This window comes from Tunturibacter gelidoferens, assembly GCF_040358255.1.
GTDB classification, from domain to species: domain Bacteria; phylum Acidobacteriota; class Terriglobia; order Terriglobales; family Acidobacteriaceae; genus Edaphobacter; species Edaphobacter gelidiferens.
This window is the reverse complement of the sequence record NZ_CP132938.1, coordinates 3067406-3080117: the sequence shown is the minus strand read 5'-3', so window position 1 is coordinate 3080117 and position 12712 is coordinate 3067406. Positions and strand designations below refer to the sequence as shown.

General features: G+C 61.5%; 12 protein-coding genes. 11 read left to right on the top strand and 1 reads right to left on the bottom strand.

The window, feature by feature from the left end; translation table 11 throughout:
* Position 1: 1 nt before the first annotated feature.
* The 3 genes from RBB81_RS13675 (at position 2) to rimO (ending at position 4257) form a co-directional block, all read left to right on the top strand.
* The gene (locus RBB81_RS13675) at positions 2-1132 is read left to right on the top strand and encodes a serine hydrolase domain-containing protein (protein WP_218892341.1); all 1131 of its coding nucleotides are present in this window, start codon (positions 2-4) and stop codon (positions 1130-1132) included.
* A 195-nt stretch (positions 1133-1327) separates the two neighbouring features.
* Positions 1328-2077, top strand: coding sequence for a hypothetical protein (locus RBB81_RS13670; RefSeq protein ID WP_353071018.1), 750 nt, complete (start codon positions 1328-1330; stop codon positions 2075-2077).
* Positions 2078-2457: 380 nt separating this feature from the next.
* On the top strand, positions 2458-4257 hold the full coding sequence (gene rimO, locus RBB81_RS13665) for a 30S ribosomal protein S12 methylthiotransferase RimO (protein WP_353071017.1): 1800 nt from the start codon (positions 2458-2460) through the stop codon (positions 4255-4257).
* Between the two features lie 48 nt (positions 4258-4305).
* On the opposite strand, the gene RBB81_RS13660 is transcribed toward rimO, so the two are convergent.
* Complete coding sequence (locus RBB81_RS13660) at positions 4306-5112, bottom strand: hypothetical protein (RefSeq protein WP_353071016.1); 807 nt, start codon at positions 5110-5112, stop codon at positions 4306-4308.
* Positions 5113-5207: 95 nt separating this feature from the next.
* On the opposite strand from RBB81_RS13660, the gene RBB81_RS13655 reads away from it, so the two are divergent.
* From RBB81_RS13655 to RBB81_RS13620, 8 genes are all read left to right on the top strand, one after another.
* Entirely contained in the window at positions 5208-5444 is a 237-nt protein-coding gene (locus RBB81_RS13655) for a DNA gyrase inhibitor YacG (RefSeq protein WP_179582537.1), read from the top strand.
* Positions 5444-5953, top strand: coding sequence for a phosphatidylglycerophosphatase A family protein (locus RBB81_RS13650; RefSeq protein ID WP_348641553.1), 510 nt, complete (start codon positions 5444-5446; stop codon positions 5951-5953). The genes RBB81_RS13655 and RBB81_RS13650 overlap by 1 nt, the downstream gene beginning before the upstream one ends.
* A gap of 64 nt (positions 5954-6017) precedes the next feature.
* Entirely contained in the window at positions 6018-7091 is a 1074-nt protein-coding gene (locus tag RBB81_RS13645) for a gluconolaconase (protein ID WP_179582533.1), read from the top strand.
* Positions 7092-7265: 174 nt separating this feature from the next.
* Complete coding sequence (locus RBB81_RS13640; RefSeq protein WP_179582531.1) at positions 7266-9080, top strand: ATP-binding protein; 1815 nt, start codon at positions 7266-7268, stop codon at positions 9078-9080.
* Between the two features lie 67 nt (positions 9081-9147).
* Positions 9148-9585: a cupin domain-containing protein gene (locus tag RBB81_RS13635; RefSeq protein ID WP_179582529.1), complete on the top strand. Its 438-nt coding sequence runs from the start codon at positions 9148-9150 to the stop codon at positions 9583-9585.
* A gap of 78 nt (positions 9586-9663) precedes the next feature.
* Positions 9664-10935: a competence/damage-inducible protein A gene (locus RBB81_RS13630; protein WP_353071015.1), complete on the top strand. Its 1272-nt coding sequence runs from the start codon at positions 9664-9666 to the stop codon at positions 10933-10935.
* Positions 10936-11036: 101 nt separating this feature from the next.
* Positions 11037-11648 (top strand): glycerol-3-phosphate 1-O-acyltransferase PlsY, encoded by a 612-nt coding sequence (gene plsY, locus RBB81_RS13625; protein WP_353071014.1) that lies wholly within the window; start codon positions 11037-11039, stop codon positions 11646-11648.
* Positions 11645-12637 carry an NAD(P)H-dependent glycerol-3-phosphate dehydrogenase gene (locus RBB81_RS13620; RefSeq protein WP_183788748.1) on the top strand — a complete coding sequence of 331 codons (993 nt, stop codon included), beginning with the start codon at positions 11645-11647 and terminating at the stop codon, positions 12635-12637. Before plsY ends, RBB81_RS13620 begins: the two co-directional genes overlap by 4 nt.
* Positions 12638-12712: the final 75 nt, after the last annotated feature.

The following is a 12712-nucleotide window of genomic DNA, read 5'->3' as shown; positions in this document are numbered from 1 at the left end:
CGTGATCCGATCTCTGAACTCGTTTCTCCTTTGCGCTGTGCTGGTTCTGCCGTCATATGCCTCTGGGCAATCGGCGACAGGAAAATCACCAGAAAGCCTCCCTGGTTCATCCTGGCCGCAGGTCGCGTCGCTCGAAAAGTCAGGCTGGTCAAAACAGAAGCTTCTCGCCGCGCGTCAATTCGCCGAGACCGATTCGATCCACACCTCCGCGGTCATGATTGTTCAGGGCGGAGAGGTTGTCGATCAGTGGGGAGACTTCGACAAAAAGATTGACTGCTATTCCATCCGAAAGAGCCTACTGAGCGCTCTTTATGGAATTTACTCGGCTGAAGGCGTCATTGACGTCAATCAGACCCTTGAACAGCTCGGCATCGACGATTCTCCCGATCCGCTAACTAAAGAAGAAAAGCAGGCGCGCGTCGTGGATCTGCTGCGCGCACGTTCGGGTGTGTACCACCTCGTCGATTTTGAAACTGCGTCCATGCAGAAGAGCCGGCCGGCCCGCGGGAGTCACGCGCCAGGAACGTTCTGGTATTACAACAACTGGGATTTTAATGTCCTAGGCACGATCTTTGAAAAAAAGACTGGCTTGAAGATTGGCCAGGCCTTTTATGAGCGCATCGCCAAGCCCATCGGCATGCAGGACTTTCGACCAGACGACGTCTTCTATTTTGGTGGACCACTTTCCATCCATCCCGCTTATCATTTTGAGATTACTGCGCGCGATATGGCGCGTTTCGGCTTGCTCTATCTCCGTCATGGTCGATGGAACGGAAAACAGATCGTGCCAGAAGCTTGGATCGAAAAAAGCAGTCACGCCAATGAGATGGTGAAGTCCGATGGCGCGGATCACGGCGGTTATGAGTATCTCTGGTGGGTGGATTACGGCGGTGTTCACTTCCCGGAAGTCTCGCTTCCCGGAATCTATTCCGCGCGGGGCAACGGGGCTCATTACATTTTCATCATTCCGACCCTGGACATGGTCATCGTGCATCGCACGGACAACGATCCTCCGGTCAAGGATGCCAAGACCATTACGGAAATTGCGAACCGAGCGTCGCCAGCTAGCGAGAACCGGGCACAATTCGGTCATCTGGTGAAGTTGATCCTTGACGCGCAAACCGGCCATTAATCGTCGTCGGATCGGATCAACCAATTTGATCCGGTCCGGAATGTCGGTTCACATCCACCAAATACCCGGTGCGGATTTCAGTCGACGCATTCAGGCCGAGTCACTCATTGAGTTGCAAGAATCCCCGCTTACCTCAAAATTCACCTGTCCATCCACACCATTTGCGCTATCCTCATGCTCATCGGGAGGTCACTCATGCGCTGCTTCCGTTCCGGCCACGCTGTCGTCAGTCTTCTTCTCGCGATCCCCGCCCACGCACAAAACCAGCAGCAGATGCCCCGCGACTATCGCGGAGTCCAGGTTTTCGTTCCCGGCATCTTTGTCACACCCGTCCCCAACGCCCCGTTCAGCGCCACCATCGACATCCTCTCGCACGAGAACCTCCCCGACGGCTCCGTGAACACCCGCACCACCTCCGCCCATATCGCCCGCTCCTCCTCGGGACGCATCTACAACGAGCGTCGCCAGCTCGTCCCCACCAACCTCAAGGGCGAACCTCAGCTCCTCTCCGCTCACATCTACGACCCATCAAGCCGCCTCAGCATCTTCTATAACCCCTACGAGCGCCTCGCCCGAGAGACCATCCTCGCTCAGCCTCCCGCAGCCCCGACAAACGCCGTACCCTCCCGCACTCCGGTCAACGATCCCTACTTCAAGCAGGAAGACATCGGCACCCAGCCCCTCGGCGGCCTCACGCTCACCGGCATTCGCAAGTCCCACACTATCCCCGCCACCATGAGTGGCACCGGCCACGACATCGTCATCGTCGATGAGTACTGGTACTCGCCCGATCTCTCCATCTACATGATCATCAAACACAACGACCCTCGCACCGGCGAGCAGATCGTAGCCGTTAGCAACGTAGTACGCCACGAACCTGACGCCTCCGTCTTCGCCGTTCCTCCCACCTACAAGGTCGTCGACGAAACTCCACCCGCCGAATAGCCTTCCAAGCGCAAGCCAGACACTTTTTACGCCCAATCCACGCTGTCAAGCCCCATTCGACCCTATCTAGCTCATAAAAAAGAAGATCCGCGTGGCGCATTAGTTCTACCCCAACAGCTATCCTGAAAGAGGGTGAAAAGCGCCGGGATAAATCCCGAGACTTTCTCGCAAACAAAAAGTTAGCCTCCGAAGGCATACAACCCAAGCAGAATGAATAGTTTGCAACGGCGCTCTCAATAAAATTAGGACTTTGGCTCCTCGGCGCAAGTCCATGTACACGCTTAACCCGAAAAGAATGAAGACTTTGACATCAAAACGCAGGGTGGGAGATACCGGCAGATCGCGCAGGAAGCAGGCAAAAGTTGGTACACTATAAGACTGTGACCAATCAGGCAACCATCGAAGCCGAACCCCTCCAGGCTGCTGCGCCTCGCCCCAAGGTAGGCTTCGTCTCCCTCGGCTGCCCCAAAAACCTCGTCGACTCCGAGGTCATGATGGGCCTCCTCCACCACAATGGAGCTGAGCTCACTCCGCGCGCCGAAGACGCCGAGATCATCGTCATCAACACCTGCAGCTTCATCGACTCGGCCAAGCAGGAGTCAGTCAACACCATCCTCGAGATGGTCCAGCACAAGCGTCAGTTCGGCGGCAAGGCCCAGCGCATCGTCGTCGCCGGCTGCCTCGTCGAGCGCTACCGCGACGAGATCCAGAAGAACATTCCCGAGGTAGACGCCGTCGTCGGCACCGGCGAGCTCGAAGCCATCCTCGCCGCAGCAGGCCTCACCCCAAGCGGCCACGCGAACAATAACTCTCCCTTCAATATCCTCCCGCAGGGCACACCCGAGGCGACGATCCACACCCACGCCATCAGCATGTCCCAGACCGACGGCGAGGTCGCGCAACTCGAAGCGACCAGCATGCAGCAGGCAGGACAGAATCTGATCGACCGCGCCCCCAGCGCCGTCTCGCAGCACTCCCGCCCACTCGCCGACCCTGAACACGACCGCGAGATCGCCCCCCAGCTCCGCATCGTCCAGTCTCTCGCCGAAACCGGCACCACCCACGGCGACGAGCCTCTGAACCACGCCGGCGACCACATCGCGCACCTGCCCGTTGGAATCGACCCCGGCAACACCAGCCGCCCCGAAGGCGACCTCCGTCAGCAGCAGGGGCGCTTCTCCCGCGAGTCATGGGGCGGAGCCGCCGCAGCCCTCCCCGAGTACCTCTACAACGACGCCACCCCACGCATCCTCACCACCCCCCGCGCGTCCGCCTACATCAAGATCGCCGAAGGCTGCGACCATCCCTGCAGCTTCTGCATCATCCCGCAGCTTCGCGGCAAGTTCCGTTCGCGCCGCATGTCGTCGATCATCGCCGAGGCCGAAAACCTCATCAAGCAAGGCGTCCGCGAGATCACACTCATCGGCCAGGATACCACCTGCTACGGCGAAGACCTCGGCTTCACCGACGGCCTCGCAACACTTCTCGACGCCCTCGCCGTACTCCCCGGCCTCCGCTGGCTGCGCTTCCTCTACACCTATCCGAACAAGGTCACGACGCGCCTGCTCGAGACGATGGCCACGCACGACACCATCTCAAAGTATCTCGATGTGCCCCTCCAGCACGCGAGCGCCAGCGTACTCAAGACGATGAAGCGCGGCGGCAACGCGCAGATCTTCCTTGACCTCATCGCCAAGGCCCGCCGCATCGTCCCCGGCATCGTCATCCGTACCAGCTTCATCGTCGGCTTCCCCGGCGAAACCGAGGCTGACTACAAAGAGCTCGAAGCCTTCATCACCGCCGCGAAGATCGACTGGCTTGGCGTCTTCACCTACTCCGACGAAGAGGGCGCCGCAGCGTTCAACCTCGCCGACGACACCAAAGTCCCGAACCGTACCATCCAGGCCCGCCGCCGCAAGCTGATGAAGCTCCAGCAGAAGATCAGCACCAAATCCAAAGCCGAATGGGTAGGCCGCGAGATCGACCTCCTCGTCGAAGGCGAATCCGAAGAGACCGAACTCCTCTGGGAGGGCCGCACCTCGCTCCACGCCCCCGAGATCGACGGCAAGGTCTTCATCAACGACTTCGGCCCGCACGAAACCCTCGTCCCCGGCACCTTCTACCGCGCCGAGATCACCGAGTCCCACGACTACGACGTAGTCGCCCGCATCCTCGAATAGATTCTTCGCGCAGTGATCTGGACGTCTAACTCACCAGTCGAAGCTCACTCATCGACCCGCCACCACCTCAAGCAGCAGATGATCTCCATCCCGAATCACGGCGCGTCCCTTAGCATCGGTGATCGTAATCAATCCCCCAGACGAAGACAGCTGAGCCCCCTGATCGAATCCGTAAAGTCCTTCAGCAGTCGTCGAAAACACGCCCATCGCGCGCGGCACCAACGCGCCATTGGCTCCCTCCAGCTTCGCCGGCAGACTGTAGACACCGTAGTAGTCCGCACTCCCCACCGTTCGCGTCCCGCTGCCGACCACAGGCCCCACCCAGCCCGACCGCGCAACCTCGTCGCCCCCAACCTGCCTCGTTGTCCAGCTCGCCGGATTCGAATTTCCGCGGTCCGTACTTCCCGTCGCCGGCAGAAACGTATCGTCCACAACCATCAGGTTCGCAATCGCAACCGCCCGCGTCATCAAAGGAACCGTCCTGCCTCCATAGCTCAGTTGCGTAAACCGGATCGTCAGCGTCGACGGATGCAGCGCCGATCCATCTCCGGCGTCCGACGCAACCACCTCTCCACGCACCACGGCTCCCCGCTTCAGATAGGCCGTCTCCGAGACCGGCACACGCTGCGTCGTCTTCACCTGAAAGGCGGTTCCAGGCCTCGTCTTTCCGGCGCGAAGCGTTCGCCCCATGGCGACGGGCAACGTAATGCCTCCCGGCAGCGGCTGCAACTCCGTAATGGCTTGACCATGAGTTTCAGCCTCTGCTGCTCTCCCCCCGAAGGCCTGAAACATCAGCAAGAAACCGAAGCACCATACGCCCAACTTCATCTTGTGAACGCTACGAACCCAGCGCATAAAGACCTCTACCCTTTTTAGACGTATCTCCAGGCTCAACTCCCCACACTTCGCCACGTCTTCTTGCAGACCAAAAGTATTAAACTAATTCTGTTATGTCGAAAGCCGCCAACCCGAAACTCAAAACCCTCCGTTGCCCCACCTGCCGTAACATCGTCCTTGCTACAGGCGAAGACTTCCCCTTCTGCTCCGATCGCTGCCGCCGCATCGATCTCGGCAAATGGGCCAGCGGCGACTACAAGATCTCCACGCCCATCCAGGATCCCGATCTGCTCGAAGAGCTGGCCCGTTCCAACAAGCACAATCGCCAGAACGACGACGACGTGAACTAGTGGCGAACTCCAACATCCAGACTCATCCTCCGTCCGAAACAAAGACCCTCTGGGCGTGGGCTGTCGGCACCTTCTTCGGAGCAGGCCTGCTGAAGCCCGGCCCCGGCACTTATGGCAGCATCTCAGCAGTCCTCCTCTGGTACGCCGCTGCCCACATCCTCCACCCGGCTCCAATCGCACTCGCAGTCGGCACCACCATTGCCGCGACTCTCGCCACGCTCGTCGGTATCCCCGCAGCAACCATCGTCGCCAACGAATCAGGCCGCGAAGATCCCGGCCACGTCGTCATCGACGAGGTCGCCGGCCAGCTTATCGCCCTCATCGCCATCCCAGCCGACTGGCAACACGCCGCGCTCTCACTCCTTCTCTTCCGCTTCTTCGACATCCTCAAACCCCCTCCAATCCGCCAACTCGAACGCCTCCACGGCGGTACCGGCATCATGCTCGATGACGTAGGCGCTGGCCTCTTCGCGCTAGCCGTCGCGCAACTCATCCACCTGCGCTTCTAACTTCCATCTCGCCAGGCCCTAGTTGCGCTCGCCCCCGCAGCCGTCTACGCTAGCTTTCAGGCCCATGACCACACTCCGTTCGCTCCTGACATCCGATAAGCCCGATGCACCCCCGCCGCATCTCGACCGCGTCACGCCACTCGCAGCGATGCCCGGCGGCGAGATCGACGTCCACGGCGCGCACCTCGAGCCCCACGGCGCCCTGTTGCCCCGCGCGACCATCGGCGACATCTCCGCTCCACTCCTGCTCAGCCGCCCCACCCGCGCCACCATTCGCATTCCCGAAGGAACCATCACCGGCGACCTCATCCTGCACCACGGCAGCCACGCCAGCAACCCGCTCCACGTTCGCATCGCGGTGCCCATGGCGGAAAATCTTCACCCCGTCGCCAACCCGGCGGTCGATGCCGAAGGCAACGTCTATGCCACGGTCTCGGGCTCCCGCGGCCAGGCCGTTCCGGTTTCGATCTTCCAAATTCAACGCGACTTCCAGATCCGCCCCTTCGTCCGCGACGTGATGAACGTCACCGGTCTCGCCTTCGGTCCCGATGGCTACCTCTACGCCAGCTCTCGTGCCGAAGGCACCGTCTACCGCATCTCCCCCGACGGAGCCACCTCCACCTACGCCGAAGGCATGGGCATCGCCACCGGCATCGCCTTCGACCGCGACGGCAACCTCTACGTCGGCGACCGCTCAGGCACCATCTTCAAGATCAGCCGCGGGAACATCGACGGCACCAGCGGCGAGATCTTCGTCTACGCCACGCTCGAGCCCAGCATCGCCGCCTACCACCTCGCCTTCAACGACGCCGGCACGCTCTTCGTCACTGGCCCCACGACCTCTTCGAACCAGGTCATCCACGCCATAGACCGCGACGGCAACGCGACTGTCTTCTATCAGGGTCTCGGTCGCGCCCAGGGCATGGCCTTCGACGTTGACGACAACCTCTACGTGGCCGCCAGCCTCCACGGCCAGCGCGGCATCATTCGCATCGACCGTCACCATCAGGCCTCTCTCGTCGTCTCCGGCAACAACCTCGTAGGCCTCGCCTTCCTCGAAGACGGGAACGCCACCCTCGCCACGCGCGACGCGCTCTACCACGTTGCGGTGGACATCGAAGGCCGCAGGCTCATCTAGCCTGTCCTCAGGTCGTTACGGCTATAAAACTTTCGCTTCCGTTATTGAGTATGTTGTAACGTCACCATCGATTCTGTCGCCAGATCGACTCCGCATCAGTAAAATCAAGAAGCGCCAGGAATCCTCTACTCTGGACACGATCTGGATGTGCAGCGCACGCGTGAGGACAATACTTTGGAATCGCGGCTTTACAACAGACTTTTGTTTCGACTCCTCGCTTTACCCGTTGCAGCACTTGCCTTTCTCGCTTTGATCCTTGGATACGGTCTCCAACGTGTCGAAGAAAGCGCAAAGGCCATCGACCGGGCCGACGTGGTCATCCTCCACGGCAACCGGCTAACCAAACTGATCCTCGATGAAGAGACCGGCCTGCGCGGATTTCTACTGACACGCAATCCGGTCTTCCTGCAGCCTCTGCACTCAGCAGATCTACAGATCGAACCCGAGTTCGACACCCTCTTTACACTGATTCAACGTCCCGATCAGCTCGCCCGGCTGCATCGTATTCAGGCCTCCCACAAGCAATGGGAGCTAGAGGCTTACCACGAGATCGATGCCTTCCCCCAGGATGAGTCCACGCTTGAGCAACATATGCTCCAGCGCAAGCAGGATATGGACGATCTGCGCGTCCAGATAGATGAGTTCCTGAATATTTTCATCGGCCGCCGCGCCCAGCGCTCTGCGGAAGATATTCTCGTCAACCGAAACGCAAGGATTCTGCTCCTCTTCGCCGTCGCACTCATCGCGGGTCTTCTTGTCTGGGAGACGCGAAGAATCTTCCGCGTCCTCACCGCCGCCTATAACCAGCAGATCAAAGAGATCAAGCAACGCGTCGACGAATCCTATGCGCGCGAGCAGTGGCTGAACACCACCATCCGAAGTATCGGGGATGCCGTCATAGCCTGCGACACCGAGGGCACCATCGTCTTCATGAACCGTGTCGCTGAAGAACTCACTGGCTGGCAGGAACAAGAGGCCCACGGGATCTCGCTGCACAGGGTCTTTCCTATCTTCAATGAAGACACTCGCGCCGCCGTTGAAAATCCAGTCGACAAGGTACGCCGCCTCGGCACGATCGTTGGCCTTGCCAACCACACCTTTCTCGTCTCCAAAGACGGCAGCGAGATCTGCATCGACGACAGCGGGGCGCCTATCTGCGACAGCTCCGGAAAGATGATCGGCATCGTCCTCGTCTTCCGCGACATCACCGAGCGGCGCATGTCCGAGGGCGCTCTCATGCGTGCCGAAAAGCTCGCCGCCGCCGGTCGCCTTGCCGCCTCGGTCGCACACGAGGTCAACAATCCCCTCGAAGGCCTCACCAATCTCGTCTACATCGCTCGCCGCTCCGACGAACTCGACGAGATCCGCCACCTTCTTTCGCAGGCCGAGAGCGAACTTGGCCGCATCGCCCACATCACCCGCCAGTCCCTGGGCTTCTATCGCGAGACCGCTATCGCCGCGCACTTCAAGCCGGCCACCGTCGTCCACGAGGTCAGCGACTTCTACACCGCCCGGGCGGCAACTCTCGGCGTGGCCCTCGTCGTCAACACCACCACGGAGCGTGAGGTTCTCGGCACCGCCGGGGAGCTGCGCCAGGTCCTCTCCAACCTCCTGGCCAACGGCCTCGACGCATGCTCCAGGGGAGACACGATCCGCCTCGAAGCAAACTCCGCCACCGACCCGCGCGATTCCACGCGCCAGGGCGTTCGCATCACCATCGCGGACACGGGACAAGGCATCCCTCCCGAGCATCTCGACAGCGTCTTCGAACCCTTCTTCACGACGAAAAAAGATACCGGCACCGGCCTCGGCCTTTGGGTCTCGCGCGAACTCGTCGAAAAGCACGGCGGCAGTCTCCGCGTCCGCTCCCGCACCGTCACTCCAGGATGCGGCACCGTCTTCTCCATCTTCCTGCCGCTCCAGGGAGGCCCGCACTCAGCCGCCCAACTCAACGGACACCAGCCACAAAACGACCTAGCCGTAAATTAGCCGCGAGCTAAATTGCTCGCGGCCTCAGGCCCCTGTGCGTCATCTTATGCATAAGGGGGGTCTCCTGATGCCGAACAACACCGAACACGCCTCACCCGCCGACACCGCTGTCTTCAACATCCAAAAAATCGCCGCAAGCTTTCCAGACAGTGCCGACACCATGCTGATCGACACTCGTCTCACCGACGAGCCTCACGCCAGCTCCCGCGTCTTTCGCGTCTACCGTCCAGTCGCGGCCCACTATCACGCAACCTGCGACGAATATCTCTCCGTTCTCTCCGGCCGCGCAAAGTTCTTCCTCGGCGAAGCCCCGCCCTTCGAAGTCGGCCCAGGCCAGCTCATCTTCTTCAAACAGGGCACCATTCACGGCACACCGGAGATTCTCGAAGAGCCATTCGTCGTCCTCGCCGTTGACACTCCGCGCCGCGACCCCAGCGACGTTCACTTCGTAAACCCCACCGACGGAACGGCCGAAAGCTTCATCGAGAGCAAGCATCTGTATTGAAGCTCAACAAAACTCACGCACAACCCATATCATCAATGACAGAGCCACCGACACGGCCTGGAAAGCCCACCACCACTCATGATCGCTGAAATCATCGCTGCTGGCTCCGAGATGCTCACGCCCTACCGTCAGGACACCAACTCCCTCTACCTCACCGACGGCCTCAACGACCTCGGCGTACAAGTCGCCTTCAAGACCATCGTCGGCGACAACCTCTCCCACCTCACCAGCGCCGCCTCCATCGCCATCGCCCGCGCCGACATCGTCATCTTCTCCGGCGGCCTCGGCCCCACCGAAGACGATCTCACCCGCGAAGCCGCCGCCGCCGCACTCAACATCGAGCTACGCTCCGACCCCGCCATCCTTACCCAGCTCTACAAGCGATTCGCCGCACGCCAGATGGTCATGCCGCCCAACAACGCCAAACAGGCCGACGTGCTCGACCGCGCCATCATCCTCGATAACCCCAACGGCAGCGCCCCCGGCCAGTTCCTCGACACCACCGTCCTCGACGCCTCCAACCAGCCCATCCGCAAGATCGTCATCCTCCTCCCCGGCCCGCCCAGAGAGCTGAAGCCCCTCTTCGACACCCAGGTCAAACCCCGCCTCGCTGCCGCTCTCCCCCCGCGCCACCTCGCCAAGCGCCTCCTTCGCATGGCCCTCATCCCCGAATCGCACGTCGACGCCAGAACCTCACCCATCTACACTCAATACTCCGACGTCGAGACCACCATCCTCGCCGGCTCAGGCGAGATCCAGCTCCACTTCCTCTGCGCCAAGCCCACCCTCGCCGAAGCCCAGCGCCGCGTCGACGACCTCGTCGAAAAGATCGAAGCCGAGATGGAAGACTCCATCTTCTCCTCGCACGGCGAATCCCTCGAAGAGGTCGTGCTCCTCAACCTCGGCCTCCGCGATCTCACCCTGGCCACCGCAGAAAGCTGCACCGGTGGCCTCCTCGCAGAGCGCCTCACCGCGATCCCCGGCAGCTCGCGTTACTTTCTCGGCGGCGCAGTGGTCTACAGCGACGCGCTCAAAACCACCTTCGCCGACGTCCCCACCGAACTCGTCGCAACCAAAGGCCCCGTCTCATCCGAGGTAGCGCGCGCCCTGGCCGAAGGCATCCGCACCCGCACCGGAGCCTCGCTCGGCATCTCCATCACCGGTATCGCCGGCCCCGGCCCCGGAGCTCCCGGCCCAGACGCCGACAAACCCATCGGCCTCGTCTACATCGCACTCGCCAGCGCACAAACCACCCAGGTCAAGGAACTCAACCTCCGCGGAGACCGCGAGATGATCCGCTGGTGGGCCAGCCAGCACGCCCTCGAACTGATCCGCCATCACATCCTCTAGCCTGCACTCCACCCCCGCCGCACTCACACTCGAGCCCGCACACGCACACGCACGCCGTAAGACCATCCTCCTCCGCACTTGGTAGACTCATTCGGACGACAATGAACCCCTGGCTCCTCTCCATTCCGCTCGCGTATCTTCTTGGGTCTATCCCGTTCGGCTATCTGCTCGTAAAAACCTTTCGCCACGAAGACATTCGCGCCACCGGCAGCGGCAACATCGGTGCCACCAACGTAGCTCGCAGCGGAGCCAAGGGCCTCGGCATCGCCACGCTCCTGCTCGATATCGGCAAGTCCTTCCTCGCTGTCAAAATCGCCCAGCATATCGCACCTGGCAACTACGACCTTGCCGTCACAACCGCCGTCGCCGCCATCCTGGGACACGTCTTCCCCATCTGGCTCGGCTTCCGCGGCGGCAAAGGCGTCGCCAGCGCCCTCGGTGTCATGCTGGCCCTCAGTCTGGCCGCAGCAGCCTGCACCTTCGGCATCTTTCTGGTCATCGTCCTCCTCACCCGCTACGTCTCTCTCGCTTCGATGATCGGTTCAGCCACCTTCCCTCTCTTCGGCCTCTACTTCCTTCCTCAGCGAACCCCCATTGTCATCGCCGGGCTGGTCTTCATTCCGCTCCTCGTCATCGTCAAGCACCATCAAAACATTGGCCGCCTCCTCGCTGGCACCGAGAGCCGCTTCGGCAAGAAAAAGGCGGTAGCATGAGCCGAATCGCCGTCCTGGGAGCTGGTGCCTGGGGCACCGCCCTCGCCCTCTCCCTCGCCCGTCGCGGCGGGCACCAGCTCTTCCTCTGGTCTCACTCCCCCGCCCTCGCCGATCAGCTCAGCGAAGCCGGCGAAAACCTGCCCTACCTTCCCGGCTTCACCCTGCCCGTCGATATCCACGTCACCTCCGACCTCCCGCGCGCCATCTTCGAAGCCGACATCCTCCTCTGTGTCACCCCCTCGCAACACCTGCGCGGAGTTCTCACGCACATCGCCCCTCTGCTCACCCGCGACCAGATCATTCTCAGCGCCAGCAAGGGCATCGAAGAAACCAGCTATCTCCGCATGTCACAGGTCGTCGCCTCCGTTACACGCAATCCCTTCGCCGTCCTCAGTGGTCCCTCCTTCGCGCAGGAGGTCGCAGCCGGCATGCCCACCGCAGTCGTCGTCGCCTCCGAGGTTCCGAACGTAGCTCAGACCATCCAGCGCGACTTCACCTCTTCAAGCCTGCGCGTCTACACCAACGAAGACGTACCCGGTGTCGAACTCGGCGGCTCTCTCAAAAACGTTATCGCCCTCGCCGCAGGCGTTGCCAACGGCCTCAACCTCGGCCACAACTCCTCCGCGGCCCTCATCACCCGTGGCATCGCCGAGATGACCCGCCTCGCCGTAGCCTGCGGTGGCCGCCGTCAAACCCTCGCAGGCCTCTCCGGCGCAGGCGATCTCATCCTCACCTGTACCGGTTCTCTCTCCCGCAACCGTGCCGTCGGCGTAGAACTCGGCCGTGGCCGCCAGCTTCCCGACATCATCGCCGGCCTCAACGGCAAAGTAGCCGAAGGCATACGCAGCACCGCCGCCGCCCTCGGCCTCGCCGCCCGCTACGCCGTCGAGATGCCTATCACCCAGCAGGTGGACGCAATCCTCCACCAAAACAAAAGCCCCAAAGAAGCCATTCGCGAACTCATGGCACGCCCCGGCCGCGACGAATAGCCTCTACAGATGGGTAAGCCTTATCTCTTCTTCCGACCAACGGGAGGACCAAAGATATCAGCCCCGCCGAGACAA